The organism is Martelella mediterranea (assembly GCF_021021415.1).
GTDB classification, from domain to species: domain Bacteria; phylum Pseudomonadota; class Alphaproteobacteria; order Rhizobiales; family Rhizobiaceae; genus Martelella; species Martelella mediterranea_C.
Map to the genome: position 1 here is coordinate 193,419 of NZ_JAINWJ010000005.1, position 21,093 is coordinate 214,511.

The window sequence follows — 21,093 nt, forward strand, 5'->3', positions numbered from 1 at the left end:
CGCGATGCGCCTCTTCCAATGCTGATGGGGGATCAGCCGGCGTCTTCGGCGTCGGTTTCCGTGGGCAGCGCGGTGAACATGCTGCCGTTCTCGGTCTCGACCTGGAACAGCGCCTGCTTGCGGCCCTGATCGGCGGCATCCTTGACCTGTTTCAGAATATCCGCAGCCGAGCTGACGTCCTTGTTATTGACGCTCAGGATCTTCTGTCCCGTTGCCAGGCCCTTGGTCGCGGCGTCGGAGTTCGGGTCCACCGCCGTCACCGTCACGCCCTTGCCGTCATCGGCCGGGCGAACCTCGATGCCGAGCTGGGTCATCAGCGAGCTTTCCGTCGGCCCGCTAAGGCCATCGGCAGCGGCGAGTTCATCCTCAGTCGGGAATTCGCCGAGCTTGACGTCGATCGTCTGGGACTTTCCATCACGCCAGACCGACAGCTCCACCTCGTCGCCCGGTTCCATCATGCCGATCATACGGGAAAGCGAACGGGCATCCTCGATGACGTCGCCATTCACGGCGGTAATCACGTCGCCCTGCTTCAGACCCGCCTTGGCGCCGGGGCTGTCACTGGTTGGCTCCGAGATGAGCGCGCCTTCCGGTTTTGCAAGTCCGATCGATTCGGCGATGTCCTCGGTGACGGGCTGGATACGAACGCCAAGCCATCCGCGCTCGACCACGCCATCATTGATGAGGTCAACAACGACGTCCTGAGCCAGATGCGCCGGGATTGCGAAGGCAATGCCGACATTGCCGCCGGACGGCGAGAAGATCGCGGTGTTGACGCCGACGACTTCACCGCTGAGGTCAAATGTCGGACCGCCGGAATTGCCGTGGTTCACCGCTGCATCCACCTGGATGTAATCGTCGTAGGGACCGGAGGCGATATCGCGGCCAAGCGCCGAAACGATGCCCGACGTGACCGTGCCGCCGAGGCCAAACGGATTGCCGACCGCGACAACCCAGTCGCCGACGCGCAGATTCTTGTCGTCCGCGAACTTCACATAAGTGAACTCGCGATCGGCATCCACCTTGAGAACGGCGAGGTCAGTGCGGGGATCGGTGCCGATCAGCTTCGCGCCGTATTCGGTGCCGTCATCCATGCGCACCGAGAATGCGTCGCCCTCGCGCACGACGTGGTTGTTGGTGACAAGGTAACCGTCCTCGGAGACGAAGAAGCCCGAGCCTTGCGCAACCGGACGCGGACCGCCCTTGCGCGGCTGCGGCGGCGGGGTGGGCTCGTTCGGCGCGCCGAAATCATGGAAGAAGCGCTTGAGGGGGTGATCATCGGGAAGGTTGTCGAAGCCGCGCCCGCCAAAGCCGAAACCGAAGCCGCCATCCTGCTGGGCAACCGGCTGGACGTTGCTCTCAACGACCACGGAGACAACTGCGGGAGAGACCGCTTCGACGACATCGGCAAATCCGGGGACTTCCGGCGCCTGAACATGGACGGGGTCCGCAAGCGCTTCCGTCACAGTCAGGGGAGCGCCGGCTGAAAACAGCACGGCTGCGACGCCTGCAGCTGCCGAGGCTTTCAAGAGTGACCTGAACTTGTTTGGTCCGGTGGGCTGCTGGAACATAGGTCTGCTTTTCCTCTGGTGTCGATGGTTGAATGATTTCATATCGAATAGAGGGGACTATAAAAGCTGGGACCTTACAAAACACTGTCCGCCAGATGACGGTTTGTTAATGGTCGTCGGTCTCGGACAAAATCTTCTCCAGCCGCACCTCCTCATCGCGGGACAGCGGCCTGTCTGCGCCGCGGCGAGCGGCGGCAAGCCGCCACAAACCGATTGCGCCCAAAAGGATAAGCAATGCCGGCGCGCCCCATAGAAGCCAAGTATGCGGCGAAAAGCGGGGCTTCAGCAGAACAAACTCGCCATAGCGCGAAACGACATAATCGATGACCTCGTCATCGCTGTCGCCTTCTGCCAGCCGGTCGCGCACCAACAGACGAAGATCGCGCGCGAGGTCGGCATTGGAATCGTCGATGGATTGGTTTTGGCAGACCATGCAGCGAAGCTCTGCGGAAATCTCCCGCGCCCGCGCCTCTAGCGCAGGATCGCTCAGCATCTCGTCCGGCTCGACAGCAGCCGCAGCGATCGGGAGCAGCACGGCGAAAACCAAGACAACAAGCCGAATCATTCAGCGGCCCCCAGGGCTTGCGCTGGCTGTGTTCTTTTCTTGCTCAGCGCCGGAGCGCCAATGCGCAAGCGTCGATCGGAAAGCGAGACAACCCCGCCGACAGCCATCAGCACGAATCCAAGCCAAATGCACAAGATGAAGGGCTTCCACCACACCCGCACGACCCAGGCTCCATCCTGACGCGGGTCGCCAAGCGAAATATAAAGCTGGCTGGGACCGAAGGTCCTGATGCCCGCCTCGGTCGTCGGCGTATTGCTCGAAGGGTAGAGCCGTTTGGCCGAGTGCACCACGCCGGATGCCCTCCCGTTCGCGCTGATCGCAAATGTTCCGCGTTCATCAGTGTAATTGGGACCGCGCACGGTCTCGACACCCTCAAAGGTGACCGTATAGCCGCTCAGGGCGACCTCGGAACCGGGCGTCATCTCCAGCACGGACTCCGTTTCGTAAAGCGAAACCGCCAATATGCCCAACACGCTCACGCCCAGGCCGAAATGCGCAAGCGCCGCGCCGAAGGCCGAGCGGGGCAGGCCCTTGAAACGCGGCCATGCCTTCGAAAACGGCAGACGGACAAACCCTGAGCGGGTCCAGATATCCGACAGCGCTCCGAAGATAAGCCAGAAGGCGATCGCAATGCCGGGCACGGCCAGAACCGGTCCGCCTTCATGGAAATAAACGAAGACCGCGGCGAAGATCAGCGCCAGGATCGCCGCGACCATGAGACGCTCCGACGCAGCCTTCAGGTCTCCCCTTTTCCACGAAAGCATCGGGCCGAAAGGAACGGCAAGCAGCAACGGGATCATCAACAGCCCGAAGGTCAGGTTGAAGAACGGCGGGCCTACCGAGATTTTCTCACCGGTCAGCGTTTCCAGAAACAGCGGATAAAGCGTTCCGATCAGCACCGTGCCGGCGGCGACCGTCAGAATCAGATTATTGAAGACCAAGGCGCCTTCCCGCGAGATCGGCGAGAACAGGCCTCCCGCACGCAAGAGCGGCACTCTCAGAGCAAACAGCGTCAGCGCGCCGCCAATGAAGAAGGCAAGGATGGCCAGAATGAAAACGCCGCGGGTCGGGTCCGTCGCAAAGGCGTGGACCGAGGTGAGTACGCCGGAGCGAACGAGAAACGTCCCGAGAAGCGAAAGCGAAAATGTCAGGATCGACAGGAGCACAGTCCAGATTTTCAGGGCCTCGCGCTTCTCCATGACGAGAGCCGAGTGCAGCAGCGCGGTGCCCGCTAGCCACGGCATGAAGGACGCATTTTCCACCGGATCCCAGAACCACCAACCGCCCCAGCCCAGTTCGTAATAGGCCCAGTAGGAGCCCATCGCGATGCCGGCGGTCAGGAACAGCCAGGCAAGCAGCGCCCATGGTCGTACCCAGAGCGCCCAGGCCGAATCGATCCGCCCGCTGACAAGCGCCGCGACCGAGAACGAGAAACAGACCGAAAAGCCGACATAGCCCAGATAGAGAAGCGGCGGATGAATGGCGAGGCCGATATCCTGCAGGATCGGATTGAGCTCCCGGCCCTCTGCTGGAACAGGGAAGATGCGGCTGAACGGATTGGAAGTGAGAAGAATGAAAAGGATGAAAGCCGTGGCGATCAGGGCCTGGATGGCTAGTACATTGGCTCGAAGATCGGCGGGCAGATTGCGACCGAAGGCCGCCACCAGCGCGCTGAAAAACGTCAGGATCAGCAGCCACAGCAGCATGGAGCCTTCATGATTGCCCCACACGCCCGAGAATTTGTAGATCAGCGGCATCAGCGAATGCGAGTTTTCCCAAACATTGCGCACGGAAAAATCGGAGAGAAGATAACTCCTGATCAGAATGGCGAACGACAATGCCACCAGCGCGAACAGGGTCAGAGAACCGCTGCGCGCAATGCCCATCAAAGCCATATTCTGCGTCCGCGCGCCCACAAGCGGCAGCGCCCCCGTCAGAACGGAGACAGCCAGAGCGAGGATCAGCGCATAGAGTCCGAGTTCAACGGTCAAGGTGTGGCGTCCTCCTCGCCTTCCCACACGCCTTCGGCTTTCAGACGGTCGGCGACTTCCTTGGGCATATAGTTCTCGTCATGTTTGGCAAGCACGGTGTCGGCGCGGAAAATCCCGTCCGGTCCCATCCGTCCCTCGGTCACCACGCCCTGCCCTTCCCGGAAAAGATCAGGCAGAATGCCCGCGTAGCGCACTTCCACGGAAGAATTCCCGTCGGTAACCGCAAAGGCAACACCCGCCCCTTCCGCACCCCGGACCGAACCGTCCTCGACGAGCCCGCCAAGCCTTATCCGCGTTTCGGAACTGACGGGATTTTCGGCAAAATCAGATGGCATGAAAAAGTAGGAGACGCTGCGGCTCAGCGCAAAAAGCACCAGCAGAACCGCGATCGCGATAAAAGCCACCCCGCCGCCGATGACAGCGAGCCTTTTTTGCTTGCGTGTCATGATCTTCCCCCCGAAAGCGCAAGTTCTGCGGCAAGTTGCTCAAGCCGTTGGCCGGCCGCGCTCTCCGCCCCGAAATAGGCCAGTGCGGCATCGAACGCCGCGTTCGCGTCATCCTCCCGACCCAGCACCGCGTAGGAGCGGATCAACCGCATCCAGCCTTCAATATCGTCAGGCTCCTGCTCAAGGCGTTGCGCCAGCCCCGATACCATACTTTCCACCATTTCGGCACGCTGCTGCGGCGACAGCGAGGCCGCCGCCTCGATGGCCTGCTGATCGGGCCCGAACGCCGGCGCGCCCGTCTGCGCCAACCGGCCTCGATTAAAGGCAATGTGCTGCTCGATCACATCGCGGCCGGTGGCGTTCTCCGGCATTTTTTCCAGCAAGGCGTCGAATCGATCGAGCGCGGCCTGATGGTTCCCAGCCTGCTCGTCCGCCAGCGCAATATAATATCCGGCCCTGACATTATCCGGCGACAACGCCTCGACCTCTCGAAACGCCTCAAGCGCCTCGTCATTGACGAAACCCGATTCGAGCGACACAAGCGTCTCGCCCAGTCCCATAAGTCGATCCGGGCTCGGGCCGGAAATCCTTATGGCATTGGCATAGGCTTCATAAGCGCGATCAAGCCTGTTTTCGCGCAAATAGACTGGCGCGATCACGTCCCATCCCCGGCCATCGTCGGGATTTTGCGCGAGATGCCGTTCGACCTGCGCGACAAGGACCGCAAGCTCCGGATTCTCCGAATTGAGGCGGGCCGACAACGGATAGTCCTTCGCGCCGGGTGCGCCCAGGAGGGGATAGGCAACGCCCGCCACAATCAGCGCAGCAAATACGCATGCCGCCGTCGCGATACGATAGCGCGAGGCAACGCCCCGCAGCGCGGTGGCTCTGTCCGCCGCCTTCGCTTCCGAGGCCATCAGCCTTCGCCCGATTTCCGCACGGGAAGAAAGATAGGCGTTCTCGTCGATAAGGCCGTCTCGCCGTTCCCGATCTAGTTCTTTCAGTTGGGAACGATAGATCGGGTCCGGCCCGGCAGCGACCGCATCTGTCGGCGCGTCCCGCCGGAACAACGGTACGGCAACCGCAAAAGCCGCGGCAAGCGTCAGGACAATGGCGGCAAGCGCGAATATCATGTCGTCTTCGTACGCCACCACCGCGAAAATTCCAACAGTTCAAAACACCAGGCGGCAAACCTGCCTCAAAACGTCGCACTTCGGCTGGCCATCCCGCAAGACGCCGCTGTGTTAATCGAGCAGGCTCCACGAACCGGCAGCTTCGCGGCAGGCGGCCCCTCGGCCGACAAACTCACGGCCATCAGCCACAATGCGCTGCGTATATTGCCGGCAATTCTGATCGCCGACCTGATACGGGCTTGCCGCGGTCACAGAGCCGCGCGCGCCCTCTCCCTGCCAGTTGACGGCTTCGCCCGCCGGCGCCGCCGCCAGTGCGTATTGCTCGGCCTGCAGCGCCTTGGCTTGATCGAAAGGAGACAATGTTATGCCGGCGCGCTGCACCAACCCGCCACTCAGCGCCGCCGACTGAGCGGCTGCCTGCGCCGCCACGGGCTGAGGAGCGACCGCCGCTCCACCGCCGCCGGTTGCCGAACAGCCTGAGATCATGAGGACGACAGCAATCAATTGCCAATTTCGTATCACGAGTTTTCCCGTCATATTGTTTTGCGTCATCAGAGAAAGCGTTGAGCAGAAAGAATGGTTCCCCGATCCACAGCGCTCCCGCAATATCGTCGCTAAGCACAGAATGTGGCCATAATTCGCATGAGGGGTCGCGATCAACTATTTCCTGCTTTTTGCCGGAAGAACAACGCGCGCGTGTAGGCCGGAACGCTCAAGTCCGGTTAGCTCGAATCGACCGCCATAGGCCTGCACGATATCATCAACGATCGACAGGCCAAGGCCGGAGCCTGCCCCGCTCTCGTCCAGCCTGTTGCCGCGCTTCATTGCCCTTCGGATTTCATCGGGCGTCAGGCCCGGCCCGTCATCCTTCACGATGATCTCGGCCCACTCTCCAGCCACGCCGGCATCCGCCCGCCGTTGCGCGCTTACATGTACTTCGCTCTCGGCGAATCGAGCGGCATTTTCCAGAAGGTTGCCTACGACTTCCTCGAGGTCGTGCTGCTCGGTTGCGAGAAGAAGTCCCGGCTCGCATGTCAGCACGAAGGATTTCTCCGGGTTCAGCCGCCGCATCACCCGCACAAGCCGTTCAAGCACAGGTTCCGCCTCACTGCGCGTCAGGACCGATTCGGTCTGGGCAGCGATGCGCGCCCGGTTCAGGTAGGCCTGAACCTGGGCCTGCATCATCACCACTTGCGAAGCGATGAGCTTGCCTTCCTTCTCGGCCATACCCTGGGCCTCGTTCAAAAGCACCGCAATCGGCGTCTTAAGCGAGTGCGCGAGATTGCCGACCTGCATCCGCGCCCGCTCGACGATTGCCCTGTTGTTTGCCAGCAAGGCATTGATCTCATCGGCAAGCGGTTGAATCTCCACCGGAAACTGCCCGCGCATTTCGCCCTCGCCCTCCTCCGAAATATGGCGCAAGGCCACACGCGCCCGGTCGAGCGGGCGAAGCGCCCACAAGATGATGAGGCCATTGAGGAGAATGCTCGCAATCCCGAAAAGGGCGAGCGCGATGTAGAGCCTCTGCGAAAACCAGCGTACGTCATTGTCCACCGCATCGCGATTGCCCGACACCCGGATCCGGGTTGCCCGGTCCTTCTCGTCCATCACAACAACGGTTTCGATCACCGCCAGGTCATTATTGTTATCGTCGCGCATGATATAAGTGCGGCGATAATTGCCGTCATAGGGCACTTCGCTCTCAGGGGTAACCGGCAGGTCTTGCGCGCCGAGGGAGGGCGATTGCAGCGACTTTTTGGATTTGTCGTAAAGCGGATCGACAACCCAGTACCATCCGGTCTGGGGTTGCTGATAGTTCAGATTGCCAAGCTGGGGAGACCCCTTGAGTTCGCCCTGCTCATCAATCGACACCGAATTGATGACATTGAACATTTCGGCTTGCAGAAGCTGTCGGAAGCCGCGCTCTGCGGCATTGCGATAAAGCGCTGAAATCACGATCGCGATCACAAGAAGCGCAATCGCGAACCATACGGTCGTCAGTGCCAGCGAACGCAGGGTAAGAGAATTCGCAAACCTCATCCCGGTGCCTGCATGCGATAGCCGAGGCCGCGCACCGTCTCGATCCAGTCGGCTCCGATTTTCTTGCGAAGTCTGCCAACAAAAACCTCGATCGTGTTGGAATCCCGATCGAAGTCCTGATCATAAAGATGCTCGGTCAGCTCCGTCCGCGAGATAACCTCCCCCTGATGATGCATCAGGTAGGACAGCAACCGGTATTCGTGCGAGGTCAGCCTCAGTATCTCGCCGTCGAGCGTGGCCTTGGAGGCCTTGACGTCAAGTTCGATCGGGCCGCAGGTGATCGTCGCCGCTGCATGCCCGGCGGCGCGACGGATCAGCGCCCTGATGCGGGCCATCACCTCTTCGATGTGAAACGGCTTGGTGACATAGTCATCCGCGCCGGCATCGATCCCGGCCACCTTGTCGCTCCAGCGGTCGCGCGCCGTCAGGATAAGAACCGGCATGTTGCGCCCGGCCTGCCGCCATTTGTCGAGCACGGTCACGCCATCCATCTGGGGCAGACCGATATCGAGTATGACCGCGTCATAAGGTTCGGTGTCGCCCAGAAAATGGCCTTCCTCGCCGTCATAGGCGCAATCAACCACATAGTCTGAATCCCGCAGCATCTGGGCAAGCTGGCGGTTCAGGTTCTCGTCATCTTCGATCAGCAGAATTCGCATTTCAGTTGTCCGCTCTTGCAGGCGCCGGCCCGAGAAAAATCAGCTAGCCGGAACGCGGCGGGTAATCTTGCGCGGCGGGGCGCCGTCGCTTGCCGGAACGATCACCGTTACCAGACACATATTCGGATCGTCCGGCGCCGGCAGGGCCGAGAGTAGATCGCCGCCCGTGCTGGCCGCAACCTGACGAGCGGCGTTTGCGCAGCTGGCGGCGCCGGCCGTTCCACTGTTTCCGCCCAGCAACATGCCGGTCAGCACCAGAATATATATAGGTTTCAACGACATCAAATCTTCTTCTTCGCCATCCTGCGCACCATTCGCAAGTCCTTATAAAGATACGTGGCTGAACTCCAAATGAATAGCCCCGTCGAAACGCTTGCAATCTTAATTTCAGCAAAATCGAAAATGCTGCCCTGGCCGGAGTCCGAAGCTCCGACCAGTCATTCGTGACGGTAACGATTTCAAGCTAGCGGGTTAGCGACGACTTCGCCGCAATCCGCCCGAACAGCGCGAGCAACCCGCCCGCTGCACCTGCGATCGTGGTAATCGAAGCCGCCAGTTCGCTCTGTGTTCCGTCATCGATATAGATGCCGCCAAGCTGCAGCAGCGGCGCGGCGACCGCCAGCAGAGCGCCCCAAACGGTCTTGGAGAGATACCATTTCTTCACATCCATAGCATTTTCCTTTCTGTCAGTTGGGAAGGTTTATTTCTTCTGTCAGCGGAATGCCGAGCGGCACCTTGCGGCCGAGCTGGCAAAGCCTGACCGTCATCGTGTCGGCCAGCATCCCGAAGTCGTCCGCCTGGTCGCTCGCCGCGTACAGAAATTCCGGAACGCCCATCTCGATACGCCGCACCATTGTCGCGCCGTCGAACAGCTCGAGCCGGTAGCGCTCGACATTCTCGTCCAGCGGTATCTCGGCCGCCGCCCAGTCATCCGCGTCGAGCCGCGACCGTCTGATCCAGCTGAAATGAATGTCACCGGACGTCAGCCGGCGCGCGCGCAGATGAACCGGCGCAAGCGGCGTCTCCGCCCGCAAGCCGCCGGCGAAGACGTAGGGCCCCTTCGGATCCTGCTGCCCATAGGCCGCCTCGATCACATAATTGCGCGCTAGTCCGATGTGCCGTGCGCTCACGCCGACAGGGATCACCGCATCGCCCAGAACAACCGCATCATTGCCGGCCAAGGCCCCGGCACCCATGGCATCCTGGGTCCCGTGAAGCCCCCGCAGCAGGCCGGCGAGCCGCCAGCGCCCCGCTGCTATCTCGACAGCGTTGAGAAAACCGATAATCTCGAAAACGCCGTTACCGGCGCGAACCGCGATCCGGTTGGCTCCGCTCAACACAGCGTCTTTCGAAGCCGAGGAAAGGCCGCCAAAATCGAGGTCGACGACCAGATCCTCGAAGAAGTCAAACCGGCCGCTCACGCCAGGCGACAAATCCTCGGCCAGACGCGCGGTTCCTGCCGGCCGCTCGATCACCACATTGGCTCCATAACCTTCCGTGGTGGCGGACGACGAAACGAAGATGCGGCGCCATGGCCTCGCAAACGCAGCGATGCGCGCAAAGCTCTCCGCCGCGCCGCCGCCGTCCCGGGCGAGATCCAGAAAGACCACCCGCGGCGCAAATCCGTCTGACGCATCCTCGTGAACCCGCCCCCGGTCCACAGGCAGGAACCGCGCGCCCGCAAGCGGCGCAAAAGAGCGCGCCTCGATCTTCAGGGTCTCGCTAAGCTCGGCGCGCGTGACCATGAACCGGCCAGCCGGCCCGTCGCTGATACGCACGACATCGCCGACTTCCAGGCCGCGCGCCTGCGGAGACAGATCGATCGAGAGCGTACGCACCGCAATCCGGTTCTCCCGCAGCATGTCGCCCGCCAGCGCCAGCGCCGTGGTTTCCGGCAGCACCGTGGGCAGCGCATAGCGCAACACCCGATCATTGACGGCAACAGCGCGGCTGGAACGCACATTCGCCTGCTCATAATCAGTGAAAGGATCGAAATAGGAGACTACCGCCTCGCCGGCGAGGTCGCTCTCATGGCTGCGTGTTTCCCTGAAGCGGCCGGCCTCCTCGCGCTCCGCCGTCACGTCGATCGTCGCCGGCGGCAGGCTCGCCCTGAGCCGGGAGCGGAACTGCAACACGCCGCCACGTTCGATTGTATCGGCGGAATACAGCGAAAGCAGCGGCTCGAGCAGATTGCGGGCGCTGTCGATATCGGCCTGCTGATAGCCCGTCAGATCGCCGTTCAAAAGCCGCACGTCACAATCGTGGAAACCGTGGTCGGCCAAAAGCGCGCGCACCGTATCGGCAAGCGTCGTCGCCCCCAGCCGTCCGTTCAGCCAGTGGCCGGTTGTCCAGTTGTCGCCATCGGTCCACAGGTCAGAGTTTTGGGGGAAGGCGGGATAGGGCCTGATATCCCAGCACCAGAGGAAAATATGCCCGAAATCGACGGGCGTCTCCACGGTTTCAAACCGGGAAAGCTGCGTCTCCAGAAACCTGCGCTGCTCGGCATCCGAGCGCTGACCGCTCGAAAAATACGGAAACGCCGATTCCGCCGATTTCGGATCGGCGAACACATTCGGCTGGCCGGCACCCTTGTCGACAGCCGCACACCCGAGTTCGGAAAACCATACCGGCTTGGACATCGGCATCCAGGCCGTAGGAGTCGGCGATTCCGCCCCGCCGACGCGGTTATAGTGCGGGTTCGCCCACCAGTTCTGGATATCCTTGTAGCGATAGACCCAGGGCTTGCCCGCCAAACCATCGGTGATCGGCGTACGAATACGCGCCGCCCGATCCGCATCGCTGGCATAATACCAGTCATATCCTTCGCCGCCGGCAATCTGACCCCGGAAGCCCTCCGGATCGTTCGCAATATTGAAACCGTCAGGATTTTCAGCGCCCAGATCGCTGTCGCGCCAGTCCGAAATCGGCATATAATTGTCGATGCTGACCGCCGCGATATTGTGGTTCGCCCACAGGGGATCGAGATTGAAATAGACATCGCCGCTGCCATCGGCGGGATGGTAGCCGAAATATTCGCTCCAGTCGGCGGCATAAGTCACGCGCGCGCCAAGTCCCAGAACGGAACGCACATCGGCCGCAAGCGCGATCAGCCCTTCCACGAACGGAAAGGCATCGCTCCCGTCACGCACGGAGGTGAGCCCCCGCATCTCGGAGCCGATAATGAACCCGTCCACGCCCCCCGCGGCACCCGCCAGATGCGCGTAATGCAGAATGAACCGGCGATAACCCTTGTCATCGCCCGTGAAATTCACCCCGCCGCCGAAGGTGTTGAACTGATGGTTTTCCGCCGTTCCCAGAAACGCCTCCACCTGGGCACGGGCAGAGGCGCTGCGGTCGGTGGTGCCGGACTGGCCCGGGGCGGGATGGCAGCTTATCCGCCCGCGCCAAGGGTAACGCGGCTGCTCGGAGCCGCCATGCGGGTCGGGCAGACCGTTGCCCGCCGGCACGTCCATCATCAAAAACGGATAGAGATAGACCTCGATGCCGCGCGCCCTCAGATCGGCGATCGCCGCGATCAGCCCTTCATCATTGGGCGTGCCGCCATAGGCCGGACCGCCATCATGCGTGGAGACGATATGCGCCTGGCCGCGCCCAATGCCCGACACCCGCCAGGGCGTGCTCTCTTCCTTGCGGAACGGCGTTTCCACGCCAGGCTCGATTCGGCATTCCCCTGCCCTCAGGTCAGAGCCGAACCACGCCACCACCAGCGCCACCCGCTCCAGGTTGGGGCACAACGCCATCAACTCGTCGATCGAGGCTTCCCAGTCGGTCGCCCGCGTCAGCGTGTTGCGGTTCATGATCCGCTGCTGGCCGCTACCGAGCGCCTCGGTCACGGGAAACGGGCAAAGCCCATGCTCCGTCGCCCCCGGAATGATCGCGAGCGCCCGGATCTGGCTTTCCAGCGACCCCGTCGGTTTCAGCACCTCGAACTGGATCACCGGTATCCGGTTGCCGAACGTGTCCAGCGGCAGGCGCTCGAACACGACATAGCAAAGCCCGCGATAGGCCGGAGCATTGCCGGCCCCCTGCTTCGCCTCGATCAGCGGATCGGGCAACTGGCTGTCCGAGCCAGGGTAAAACCGCATCTCGATATTGGCGAGATCGAGTTCGCGACCGTCCGCCCACACGCGCCGGATCGCCGCCACCGGTCCCTCGCAGAGGCCATAGGCAAAGTTCCCGAAATAGGCGAAGCTCTCGACCGTCGAGCCCGCGGCCTTGCCGCCGGTGCGCTCCTCGGTCACTTCCTCTTCGAACCGCGTTGCCCAGATCAGCGTTCCGCCGATGCGCGAGGTGCCGTAAACTCGGGGGATCGCAGCGCCCTCCTCCGCGCCGCCAATCCGCGCGCTTGAAAGATGGCTGCCTTTTATCTTCTGCCCGCCGGAAAAGATCATACCGTCAAGCGCATTGCCCGCAAGAGCGCCGAGCGCCCGGCCGGCAACCGCGCCGAACGGGCCGAGCAGCCCGCCGAACACGGCGCCGGCCGCCTGAAACACGAGTGTTGCCATGCTGAAACCTCAATCTCGATCGGGAAAGCGGAATACGCCTGCGACCTTGCGCCGCCATGCCGGAACAAGGGCGGAGCGGATTACACCGGCCTGTTCATAGGCATGGATGAAATGGTCGGGACCGCACAAGATACCGGCATGCTTGGCCGAAAACTGCGCCCGCCAGCGAAACAGAAGAATATCGCCCGGCTGCATCTCGTCGATCGCGACCGCCGGTCCGCAATGGCGAAACGCCGCGTCAAGCAGCCGCTCCTCGTTGCTACGCTCCGCCCAATCAGCGGCATAGGGCGTTGCCGGCTCAGGGGCCGAACCATAGAGCTCCCGCCAGACGCCGCGTATCAGCCCGAGGCAATCGCACCCAAGCCCGCACTCGCTCGCCTGGTGGCGATAGGGCGTCCCGAGCCATTTTTCGGCCGCTGCCACGGCCGCGTCGCCAAGCGCCGTCATTTGTAGAGTGCCCGGCCGTCATGCTCGCTCTCGCCATTCACATAGGAATAGGCAAAATCCGGGCCCGGAACATGCGGAAAGCCGCGAAAATTGAGATGATTGCCGAACTTCGCCTTGCAGGTGGAAAACGACTTGTCGCAGCCCGCCGTCAGCCGCACCGCATCGCCGATCTCCGGCGCCGCCTCCAGCGGAAGCCAGAGCTCCAGCCGCATCGACCCGCCCGCCCCCTGATTGGTCTCGATATCCGCTTTCGTGCCAGCAAGCGCACCGCTCTCGAAAGACAGAACGCCAAACGAAAAGAAACCCGCGTCGAATTCTCCGCCGACCGATACCGTCAGTTGCGCATCGCTATCGACCGCGACAACGGTCCCGGTCGCCGTGAACCCCGGCGTGGCCAGGTTAAACCCGCATTTTCCGTCTCCCAACGCCGCATCACAACGGCGCGAGAAACTGCGCCCCTGCGGCTGGGACAGGCGGTGCGTCACAGACCGCAGCTCCGCCGTAAAGCCACCGCCCTCGCGGGTCACTTCGCCGATTTCGTGCACATACATCCGCTGGTGCTCTGACGGGTTGCGCCAGTTGACCAGATAGGCCTCCACCTTCGCCCCGTCATACCGCCCGGCAACCAGCGCTTCCTCGGTGATCGCCGCGCTGGAAAACCCGCCCGCGACCTCGCTGGTACTGGCCGCAAGCCCCTCCTCCGTCTCGAGGTTCGTCGCCGCAAACCCGCTCGCCGCCAGAAAGGTCGTGGATGCGAAGTGGAGATCGTGATCATGTTCGGTAAAGCCCATGACCGTGCCGTCCTTCAGCACAACCCGCCAGCAGGAGCACACAGTGGTCGCATCCGCGGCAAGATGGGCCAGAAGCCCCGCTTCAATATCCCTCATGGCTTCACCTCCACCAGCGGCACCGATGGCACGCTGCCCGCGTTGAATGCCTTCATGTTGATGTCGATGCGGTCGATATCGAAGCGCACCGGCACATCGAATTCGTACCCGGCAAAGATCGCGGCTCCGTTCGCCGGCGGGCTCGCAAACGTCACAATCCCGCTTGCCGCATCGACGGAAAAACCGGATGCGGCAACGCCATCCACCGAGACCTTCACGCTGTCGGCCACCGGCTTCCGGATCGTCCTTGTCCAGGACGCCGCGCCATCGCCATAGGTCTTGATCAGCTGAAAGCCCGTCGTCGCGCCGTCCCCGGTCGCGATCCACTGGTCGCCGGCTGCCGGCTCGGCAAGCGGCCCGCAGGATTTGAAATCGACAGGATCGCGAAACCGGAACCCGTAAAGCTGGCCGCCGCGCGCCTCGAAAAACGCCATCAGCTCATAAAGATCGGCCACCGAACGCACCGCCGAGCCCGCGTCGTAGGACCGCCGTGAATCCCGCCATCGCTGGTTGCGCGACTCGTGGCCGTTGGAGAGGTTGACGATATCGGTGCGCCGCACCGGTCCGCCGCTTACCGAGAGTGACAGGCGCAGCGGAAACCGCACCTCATGAAAACTCGTGCTCATCGCGGCTCCTCAAATATTGCGCTGACCGGAGCGCACCGCCCGCGCCAGCATCGCCGAGACCTGCCCCTCGCTCTTGCGGAAGCTCTCCGCATCCGGCGTCGAGACGTTGAAAACAATCCGCGCGCCACCGCCGCCGCCCGCGGCTACCCCGAGCGAGCCATCGGCCCCGCGCTTCAGCGGCAGGATCGCCTCGCTGCCGGCCTCGCCCATCAGCCCCAGGCCGCCATTCATGCCGAAATAGGTCGGCGTCGAAACGATGCCGCCGGCGGCAAACGGCGTGATCCTGCCCGGCACCCCGCCCTTGGCATGGGCCACGGCCTCCACCAGCCCGCCTGTCAGCGACCCGATCTGGCTCGAGATCACGCCCTCCAGTGGCTTCAGCGCCGCGTTCAGCGCCAGGTCGTTCAACCGACGCCCAAGATCGCCCAGCACCGTCTGCAACCCCTTGCCGCCAAGCGTTGCGTCCTTCAACGCCGTGGTCAGCGCGCCCGCAAACCGGTCGGATTGCGTTTCCAGATCGAGCAGTACGTCGTAAAGCGCGCTGGCGCTCTCGCGTGCGCCATCGATACTCGTCTCGTCCATGTCCATGAAACGTCCTCATCTGTCGGGAAAGCGGGTCATCAGATCGTCGAGGGCCGCCCGCGTCGGATAGCCCTCGGCCGGCGCGAACGCGCCCGCCATCGCCGCGAATTCCATCGGCGACAGCGCCCAGAACGCGTCCGGCGAAAGCCGCAGCGTGCAGAGCCCGGTATGAATCGCCGCCCGCCAGGGGAACGGTTCGGCGACGGGAGGTCGGGGCTCTGCCGCTGCGGCTAGGAAGGGTCCGCCTCCTTCGAGGCCTCCCCTCCCGTAAACGTCACGGTCAGGAGTTCGCCGACAAGGCTTGCATAGGCCGCGACGCCGCCTTCCATGCCCATGGCGGCCACCTCCTCGTCATCGATCGCGTTGCCGCCGCCGCGCAACCCGGCGCCGATGATCGCGATCAGATCGCGTGCCTTCAGCCCGCCCGAGGAAAGCCGGCTTCCGAGGTCGGCCAGGCCGTCTGCCGCAAACGCAGTCTCAAGCTCCGCCAGCGCCCCGAGCGTCAGGCAGAGAATCCGCCGCTCGCCGTCGAACACCGCTTCCACCTCGCCGCGATGGCGGTTGGCCCGGCTGCCGCCGCGGCTCATACCGCCGCTCCGAAGCTCACGGCCCCGCCCGATTCCAGCGCGATCTCGAACTGAACCTCGCCATTGTGCTGGCCGTTATATTCGAGCGCGGAGATCTGGAACGGCCCGGCAACAATGCCAAACCCCGGAATCACGATCTGCGCCTCAACCAGCGCGGCGGAGAAAAACGCCGCGCGCACCGTCTCGTCGGATGCCTGGTCCTTGAAGATGCCCGAAGCCGTCATCGACGCTCGTTGCACGCCCGCGCCGGCCAGCAGCTCGCGCCACCGCCCGGCGCTTTCGGAATCGGTAATGTCCACCGTCTCGGCGTTGAACGCCAGCCGCCGCGACCTCAGGCCGGCGACGGTTTCATACGTGCTGCCATTATGCAGCTTTAAAAGCAGGTCCTTGCCTTTCTGGGCAGTCATGGAACTCTCCGTTGTCTGTCTGAAAATCAGCGGCTCACGCCGGTTCGGTCACCGCGCGAAAGCGCATCTCGGCGAGAAAGTACCCGGTCCGCGTCACCCGCTTCACCCTGGTCGAACGATGCGCAAGATTGACGAGCGTCGCACCGGAGAGCGACAGCGCCGCATCGTCGAGCAGCGCCCTCACCCGGGCCTCGATCTCCTGCAGCGCCTTGCGCCCATGCGCCTCCGACCAGATCTCGATCGTCAGCGCATGCTCGAACAGCTTGCCATCCACCGTCGAAACATCGGTGGTGACGCATTCTCCGAATACGATGGCGGGCAGTCGTGGCCGGCTCAGCAAACGGTCGAAGATCGCATCCGCGCCGATCAACCCCGTCAGCTCGCCATCGCCGGAGAGCACCGCATGGATTGCCGCAAGAAGCACGTTTTCGGGTGAACTCATGGCTCGACCTCCTCGCATCGGCAGACCAGATAGCGCCCGGTCTCATCGGGATCGCGCCAGCCATTGATCCTGAACGCCCGCCCGCCGCGCGTGAGCCGCATCCCCGGCGCCAGATCCGACCGCATCCGCATCCAGATTTCATGGGTCAGGCGAACAACCTCGCCATTGGCCTCCTCATCGAAGGCAATCGAGACCGGTTCGACCCGCGCCCAGAGCTTTGCGACCTCGGACCAGCTTTCCGTCGCACCGCCCTGCCCGTCCGAGGTAAACATCGGGGCCATCAGATCGAGACGGGCCGAAAACGCCCCCGGATCAAGTGTGCGCATCAAAGCCTCCATGCCTTGAGCGGCGCAATCAGCCTGTCATAACCGTCCGGCGTTCCGGCCGGCTGCTGATCGGGCCCGATCGCGCCCCGGAACACGAACATGTGCGCGACATGGCGCAGGATCGCCTGCCTGGCGACCTCCGGCACATCGGCCGCCGCTCCGAAACCCGATGTAAACTCCACCTCGATGCCGTTGACGCCGGCCCGCCATCCACCCATGCCGGGCAGGTAGAACCGCGCCGGCCGCGCCCGGCCGTCAAGCCGTCCGCCGGTGAGCGCTATCGCCGTCGCTTCGCCATCGGCATCATAGGCGGTCACCGCATCGACGCTCTGGACGGGCCCATGCGCCAGCGAAATCATGCCGCTGGCAGGCCATGCATCGCGGTAGAGCCGCCACGTCTGGGTCACCAGCGCAAGGCCGCTCACGCTTTCCAGATATTCCCGCGCGGCCACGATCAGCGCGGCCACCAAATCATCTTCCTCGCTGCCATCTAGGCGCAGAAACGCCTTGACCTCGCTGAGGCTCACCGGCTCTTCCGCCGGCGGCGTTATCAGGGCATAGCTCATCGTCAAAACTCCTCCGGCAACGAAAAAGCCCCGACGCAAGCGCCGGGGCCGATTGATCTGAAGCTGCGGCCCCGGCAGCCTGCCGGGGCCATTCGTCTCACGCCTCGCCGAACTTGATCAGCTTGATCGCCTCGAAGTTCTGCACCCCGCCGCCAACGCGCTTGGTGGTGTAGAACAGCACGTAGGGCTTGGCCGAATAGGGATCGCGCAGAACCCGGACCCCGGTGCGATCGACCACCAGATAGCCGGCGGCGAAATCGCCAAAGGCAATCGCCGTCTCGTCGGTCGCGATATCCGGCATGTCCTCGGCCTCGGTCACCGGGAAGCCCATGAGCGAGGCGGACTGGCCGAGGCCGGCCGGCGGCTGCCAGAGATAATTGCCGTCATCATCCTTGAACTTGCGGATCGTGCCCTGCGTCTTCCGGTTCATCACGAACTGGGCATTCTGACGGTGCGCCGCCTTCAGCGAATAGATCGTCTCGATCAGCGTGTCGGAAGGATCGGCCGCCTTGAACGCGCCATCCGCGCCCGTGGCGACATAGCCGATCTTGCCCCATTCCCAGGCGCTGTCAGCCACATTGGTGTAGCTCAGGAAACCCTTCGGCATGGTCGTCGTATTGCCGTTGATGAAGGCCGCACTCTCCTGTTCGGCGAAGGCGATATCGATTTCGCTGGCGATCCAGCTCTCGACATCCACCGCCGCATCATCCAGCAGCGAGGCGCTCGCCGCCGGCATCGCGTAAAGCTCCATCGTCGGGAAGGACAGCTCGGAAATATCCGGCGTCGCGGTCTGGTCGCGGTCGGCGATCTCGCCCACCCAACCGGCGGTAAAGCCCGAAGCGATGAACGGCTTCTTCAGCACCGCACCGGAAACCTGGCGCACCGTCGCCAGTTGCCGGATCGGCGAAACCGCGGTCAGCCGCCGGCCGATCTCGGTATCGGTCTCATCCGGCACCAGATAGCCGCCATCGCTTTCGGTCGTCGAAATCGCCTTGGCCTCAAGGGCCCGCAGCCCCTGCTCGTCGCCACGACGGATATAGTTCTCGAACGCCGCCTTGTGTTCGCTCGCCGCAAGAGCGTTCGAACGGCCGAGCGACGGGCGCGCCTTCTTCAGCTGCATCTCGTCGATCAACCGCGACTGGGCATCCATGGCGCGGTTGATGCGGTCGACCTTCTCGCGGGTCACCGCATCCTCGCCCATCTTGCTCTCGATTTCACCGAGCCTGCGGTCATTGGCTTCCTTGAAGGCCTCGAAGCTCGACATGAAGTCTTCGAAAGCCTGGTTGATCGGCGCGCTCTTGATCTCCGGCGCAACCTTCATCTGAGACATGGTCACAATCCTGTCCTCTCGCAATTTTCATTGGAATGCGGGCGCGGTGCCTCTGGCACCCGGCCCGTTCGTGGATGTCAGGGCGTCATCATCCGGCTGGCCTGCCGCAGCAGGCCGAGAAGCCGGTCATCATCCGCCCCGTCTGCGTCATTGGCCGCATCCTGCCTGCCAACAAGCGCGTCATAGCCGCCGGCCAGAAACCGGCGCGCCGCCTTTCGGGAGAGGCCGGCATCCCGCGTCAGCCATCGCTCGAATTCTCTGATTGTCGGAAAGATATCGCCCGCCTGCTTCACATTCGCGATCCGCGCCGATGGCAGCATCGGAAATGTGACGATCGATATCTCCCACAGATCGGCCTCCAGCACCCGGCGCACGCCGGATTTCGCATCCGTCCTCGCCCGCACTGTCTGGAAGCCGATCGAAAGTCCGTCGAGCCCGCCCGCCTTCATCAGCGCGTGGACCTCGCGGGCACGCGCCACATCGGCCGAAAGCACGCCCTCGACATAGAGCCCGCGCCCGTCCTCGCGGATCTTCGTCCACGTCCCGATCGGTTCGCAGGGATCGTGCTGGAACAGCATCCGTACGCCGCCCGCGCCGCGCTTTTGCAGCGAGCGGGAAAACGCCCCGCGCTCGATCATGTCCTTGCCGAGATCGATCTCGCCGAACAGGCTCGCATAGCCCGAAAACGAACCGTCGCCCGCAAGGTCGGTCAGCGACAGATCGGCATATTTCAGTTCATCGGCCAGCATGGTGTTCTCGCCCATATCCACTCCTTGAAATTCGCCGGTCTTTTTCAGTAGCCGACAGCCTCGCGCTTCTCCTCGTCGGAGAGAAAATCGGCGCCGGACACCCGGGTCCACAGCGCATCGCGCTCCGCCGAAAGGGCGGAGACCTGGTCGAGATCGACCTCGAGCTTCAGCCCCGTGCCATAAACCGGCGCAAGCCAGCTCGTCAGAGCCGCGGCGGTGCGCGCAATCAGCGGCAGCACCGTCAGCCGGTAGAAGGCGCGGTTCGCTTCCTGGTAGTTGGAATAGGTGTTGTCGCCTGGAATCCCGAGCATCATCGGCGGCACGCCGATGGCGAGAGCGATATCCCGCGCCGCGCCATTGCGGGCCTCGGTGAAGTCCATGTCGCGCGGCGTCAGCCCCATCGCCTTCCAGTCAAGACCGCCTTCGAGCAGCAGCGGCCGGCCGGCGCGCATCGGCCCGGCATAGCCTTCCTCCAGCTCCTGCTTCAGCCGCTCATACTGCTCCTCGGTCAGGTTCCCGCCATCCTTCGGCTGATAGACCAGCGCGCCGGAAGGTCGCGCGGAATTGTCGAGCAGCGCCTTGTTCCAGACCGACGAGGCGTTGTGCAGATCGAGCGCCATTTGCGCCGCCGCCAGCGGCGAAAGTCCCGAATGATCGTCGAGCGGGTGGAACAACCGCATATGCAGCACCGTCAACCCGTCGCCCTCGGCCGCAAACCGGCTTACATGCGCGCCGATCCGGTATTCATAGGCCTCCGGCCACCCGTCCCGCCCTTCGATGATCCGCACCCGGTCAGGCCGCAGCAAATGCAGCTCGCGCAGCGTCTCGCCCACCAGGATCGGCTCGACATAGGCATTGCCGGAAAGCAGCAGATGACCGAACAGCGCCTCGAAAAAGTCCGACCCGCTCATCCGCCCGTTCGGCCGCTTCAGAAGCGCAAGCAGCGGGTGATCGGAGACCAGCGCCCCCTCATCGAAAAGCTGCCAGGGCATCGCCGCCGCGGCCTCGGCGATCAGCCGCACCGCGCGGTGGGCCACCGGGTTCCGCATGAACCCCTCGCGCGACAGCGCGGCGTAGGAACGCCCCGTCCACCGCGCCTCTCCGCTGATCGAAAGCGCCGAAAGCGTCACCGGCGTCGCCTTTTTCTCGGACGCGGAAACCACGTCCGCCGGACGCCGCCCCGGCAGATGAAAGGGCATCTTCATGCCGCACC

Annotated in this window: 23 protein-coding genes and 1 pseudogene; all 24 read right to left on the bottom strand. The window is 63.2% G+C overall.

What is annotated here, in order from left to right; translation table 11 throughout:
- Positions 1-32: 32 nt before the first annotated feature.
- The 24 genes and pseudogenes from K7H91_RS04085 to K7H91_RS04200 all read right to left on the bottom strand — a co-directional run bounded on the left by K7H91_RS04085 (position 33) and on the right by K7H91_RS04200 (position 21,085).
- Entirely contained in the window at positions 33-1,571 is a 1,539-nt protein-coding gene (locus K7H91_RS04085) for a Do family serine endopeptidase (RefSeq protein WP_230718933.1), read from the bottom strand.
- Positions 1,572-1,677: 106 nt separating this feature from the next.
- Positions 1,678-2,136: a cytochrome c-type biogenesis protein gene (locus K7H91_RS04090; RefSeq protein ID WP_230718934.1), complete on the bottom strand. Its 459-nt coding sequence runs from the start codon at positions 2,134-2,136 to the stop codon at positions 1,678-1,680.
- Positions 2,133-4,127 carry a heme lyase CcmF/NrfE family subunit gene (locus K7H91_RS04095; RefSeq protein WP_230718935.1) on the bottom strand — a complete coding sequence of 665 codons (1,995 nt, stop codon included), beginning with the start codon at positions 4,125-4,127 and terminating at the stop codon, positions 2,133-2,135. The genes K7H91_RS04090 and K7H91_RS04095 overlap by 4 nt, the downstream gene beginning before the upstream one ends.
- On the bottom strand, positions 4,124-4,573 hold the full coding sequence (ccmE, locus tag K7H91_RS04100; protein ID WP_230718936.1) for a cytochrome c maturation protein CcmE: 450 nt from the start codon (positions 4,571-4,573) through the stop codon (positions 4,124-4,126). The genes K7H91_RS04095 and ccmE overlap by 4 nt, the downstream gene beginning before the upstream one ends.
- On the bottom strand, positions 4,570-5,727 hold the full coding sequence (gene ccmI, locus K7H91_RS04105; RefSeq protein WP_230718937.1) for a c-type cytochrome biogenesis protein CcmI: 1,158 nt from the start codon (positions 5,725-5,727) through the stop codon (positions 4,570-4,572). Before ccmI ends, ccmE begins: the two co-directional genes overlap by 4 nt.
- A gap of 90 nt (positions 5,728-5,817) precedes the next feature.
- Positions 5,818-6,366 carry a hypothetical protein gene (locus K7H91_RS04110; RefSeq protein WP_230718938.1) on the bottom strand — a complete coding sequence of 183 codons (549 nt, stop codon included), beginning with the start codon at positions 6,364-6,366 and terminating at the stop codon, positions 5,818-5,820.
- Positions 6,367-7,746 (bottom strand): sensor histidine kinase, encoded by a 1,380-nt coding sequence (locus tag K7H91_RS04115; protein ID WP_230718939.1) that lies wholly within the window; start codon positions 7,744-7,746, stop codon positions 6,367-6,369.
- Positions 7,743-8,405, bottom strand: coding sequence for a response regulator transcription factor (locus K7H91_RS04120; protein ID WP_230718940.1), 663 nt, complete (start codon positions 8,403-8,405; stop codon positions 7,743-7,745). The genes K7H91_RS04115 and K7H91_RS04120 overlap by 4 nt, the downstream gene beginning before the upstream one ends.
- Before the next feature lie 39 nt (positions 8,406-8,444).
- The gene (locus K7H91_RS04125; protein ID WP_230718941.1) at positions 8,445-8,690 is read right to left on the bottom strand and encodes a hypothetical protein; all 246 of its coding nucleotides are present in this window, start codon (positions 8,688-8,690) and stop codon (positions 8,445-8,447) included.
- Between the two features lie 178 nt (positions 8,691-8,868).
- Entirely contained in the window at positions 8,869-9,075 is a 207-nt protein-coding gene (locus tag K7H91_RS04130; protein ID WP_230718942.1) for a hypothetical protein, read from the bottom strand.
- Positions 9,076-9,091: 16 nt separating this feature from the next.
- Positions 9,092-12,931, bottom strand: a complete 3,840-nt coding sequence (locus K7H91_RS04135; RefSeq protein WP_230718943.1) for a baseplate multidomain protein megatron — start codon at positions 12,929-12,931, stop codon at positions 9,092-9,094.
- 9 nt (positions 12,932-12,940) lie between these two features.
- A complete protein-coding gene (locus K7H91_RS04140) occupies positions 12,941-13,378 on the bottom strand; it encodes an NlpC/P60 family protein (protein ID WP_230718944.1) in 438 nt (145 codons plus the stop codon).
- Positions 13,375-14,265, bottom strand: a complete 891-nt coding sequence (locus tag K7H91_RS04145) for a DUF2163 domain-containing protein (protein ID WP_230718945.1) — start codon at positions 14,263-14,265, stop codon at positions 13,375-13,377. Before K7H91_RS04145 ends, K7H91_RS04140 begins: the two co-directional genes overlap by 4 nt.
- Positions 14,262-14,891, bottom strand: a complete 630-nt coding sequence (locus K7H91_RS04150) for a DUF2460 domain-containing protein (protein WP_230718946.1) — start codon at positions 14,889-14,891, stop codon at positions 14,262-14,264. Before K7H91_RS04150 ends, K7H91_RS04145 begins: the two co-directional genes overlap by 4 nt.
- 9 nt (positions 14,892-14,900) lie before the next feature.
- Positions 14,901-15,479, bottom strand: a complete 579-nt coding sequence (locus tag K7H91_RS04155) for a phage tail tape measure protein (protein WP_230718947.1) — start codon at positions 15,477-15,479, stop codon at positions 14,901-14,903.
- A gap of 9 nt (positions 15,480-15,488) precedes the next feature.
- Positions 15,489-15,656: pseudogene (locus tag K7H91_RS04160) on the bottom strand (rcc01693 family protein); the annotation flags it as partial.
- A gap of 47 nt (positions 15,657-15,703) precedes the next feature.
- Complete coding sequence (locus K7H91_RS04165; RefSeq protein WP_230718948.1) at positions 15,704-16,060, bottom strand: gene transfer agent family protein; 357 nt, start codon at positions 16,058-16,060, stop codon at positions 15,704-15,706.
- Positions 16,057-16,467 carry a phage major tail protein, TP901-1 family gene (locus K7H91_RS04170; RefSeq protein WP_230718949.1) on the bottom strand — a complete coding sequence of 137 codons (411 nt, stop codon included), beginning with the start codon at positions 16,465-16,467 and terminating at the stop codon, positions 16,057-16,059. The genes K7H91_RS04165 and K7H91_RS04170 overlap by 4 nt, the downstream gene beginning before the upstream one ends.
- 34 nt (positions 16,468-16,501) lie before the next feature.
- Positions 16,502-16,909, bottom strand: coding sequence for a DUF3168 domain-containing protein (locus K7H91_RS04175; RefSeq protein WP_230718950.1), 408 nt, complete (start codon positions 16,907-16,909; stop codon positions 16,502-16,504).
- Positions 16,906-17,235, bottom strand: coding sequence for a phage head closure protein (locus tag K7H91_RS04180; RefSeq protein ID WP_230718951.1), 330 nt, complete (start codon positions 17,233-17,235; stop codon positions 16,906-16,908). Before K7H91_RS04180 ends, K7H91_RS04175 begins: the two co-directional genes overlap by 4 nt.
- Positions 17,235-17,801 carry a head-tail connector protein gene (locus K7H91_RS04185; protein ID WP_230718952.1) on the bottom strand — a complete coding sequence of 189 codons (567 nt, stop codon included), beginning with the start codon at positions 17,799-17,801 and terminating at the stop codon, positions 17,235-17,237. The genes K7H91_RS04180 and K7H91_RS04185 overlap by 1 nt, the downstream gene beginning before the upstream one ends.
- A 97-nt stretch (positions 17,802-17,898) precedes the next feature.
- Positions 17,899-19,122 (bottom strand): phage major capsid protein, encoded by a 1,224-nt coding sequence (locus K7H91_RS04190; RefSeq protein WP_230719019.1) that lies wholly within the window; start codon positions 19,120-19,122, stop codon positions 17,899-17,901.
- Between the two features lie 86 nt (positions 19,123-19,208).
- A complete protein-coding gene (locus K7H91_RS04195; RefSeq protein ID WP_230718953.1) occupies positions 19,209-19,895 on the bottom strand; it encodes an HK97 family phage prohead protease in 687 nt (228 codons plus the stop codon).
- Between the two features lie 29 nt (positions 19,896-19,924).
- Positions 19,925-21,085, bottom strand: coding sequence for a phage portal protein (locus K7H91_RS04200; protein WP_230718954.1), 1,161 nt, complete (start codon positions 21,083-21,085; stop codon positions 19,925-19,927).
- Positions 21,086-21,093 lie beyond the last annotated feature (8 nt).

Excerpts from the sequence above, each read along its gene's own strand:
- K7H91_RS04185 (WP_230718952.1), bottom strand. The coding sequence starts at position 17,801 with ATGAGCTATGCCCTGATAACGCCGCCGGCGGAAGAGCCGGTGAGCCTC.
- K7H91_RS04115 (WP_230718939.1), bottom strand. The coding sequence starts at position 7,746 with ATGAGGTTTGCGAATTCTCTTACCCTGCGTTCGCTGGCACTGACGACC.
- K7H91_RS04170 (WP_230718949.1), bottom strand. The coding sequence starts at position 16,467 with ATGACTGCCCAGAAAGGCAAGGACCTGCTTTTAAAGCTGCATAATGGC.
- K7H91_RS04150 (WP_230718946.1), bottom strand. The coding sequence starts at position 14,891 with ATGAGCACGAGTTTTCATGAGGTGCGGTTTCCGCTGCGCCTGTCACTC.
- K7H91_RS04145 (WP_230718945.1), bottom strand. The coding sequence starts at position 14,265 with ATGAGGGATATTGAAGCGGGGCTTCTGGCCCATCTTGCCGCGGATGCG.
- K7H91_RS04155 (WP_230718947.1), bottom strand. The coding sequence starts at position 15,479 with ATGGACATGGACGAGACGAGTATCGATGGCGCACGCGAGAGCGCCAGC.
- K7H91_RS04085 (WP_230718933.1), bottom strand. The coding sequence starts at position 1,571 with ATGTTCCAGCAGCCCACCGGACCAAACAAGTTCAGGTCACTCTTGAAA.
- K7H91_RS04175 (WP_230718950.1), bottom strand. The coding sequence starts at position 16,909 with ATGAGTTCACCCGAAAACGTGCTTCTTGCGGCAATCCATGCGGTGCTC.
- K7H91_RS04195 (WP_230718953.1), bottom strand. The coding sequence starts at position 19,895 with ATGGGCGAGAACACCATGCTGGCCGATGAACTGAAATATGCCGATCTG.
- K7H91_RS04135 (WP_230718943.1), bottom strand. The coding sequence starts at position 12,931 with ATGGCAACACTCGTGTTTCAGGCGGCCGGCGCCGTGTTCGGCGGGCTG.
- K7H91_RS04200 (WP_230718954.1), bottom strand. The coding sequence starts at position 21,085 with ATGAAGATGCCCTTTCATCTGCCGGGGCGGCGTCCGGCGGACGTGGTT.
- K7H91_RS04180 (WP_230718951.1), bottom strand. The coding sequence starts at position 17,235 with ATGCGCACACTTGATCCGGGGGCGTTTTCGGCCCGTCTCGATCTGATG.
- K7H91_RS04090 (WP_230718934.1), bottom strand. The coding sequence starts at position 2,136 with ATGATTCGGCTTGTTGTCTTGGTTTTCGCCGTGCTGCTCCCGATCGCT.
- K7H91_RS04190 (WP_230719019.1), bottom strand. The coding sequence starts at position 19,122 with ATGAAGGTTGCGCCGGAGATCAAGAGCGCGCCGATCAACCAGGCTTTC.
- ccmE (WP_230718936.1), bottom strand. The coding sequence starts at position 4,573 with ATGACACGCAAGCAAAAAAGGCTCGCTGTCATCGGCGGCGGGGTGGCT.
- K7H91_RS04165 (WP_230718948.1), bottom strand. The coding sequence starts at position 16,060 with ATGAGCCGCGGCGGCAGCCGGGCCAACCGCCATCGCGGCGAGGTGGAA.
- K7H91_RS04130 (WP_230718942.1), bottom strand. The coding sequence starts at position 9,075 with ATGGATGTGAAGAAATGGTATCTCTCCAAGACCGTTTGGGGCGCTCTG.
- K7H91_RS04140 (WP_230718944.1), bottom strand. The coding sequence starts at position 13,378 with ATGACGGCGCTTGGCGACGCGGCCGTGGCAGCGGCCGAAAAATGGCTC.
- K7H91_RS04120 (WP_230718940.1), bottom strand. The coding sequence starts at position 8,405 with ATGCGAATTCTGCTGATCGAAGATGACGAGAACCTGAACCGCCAGCTT.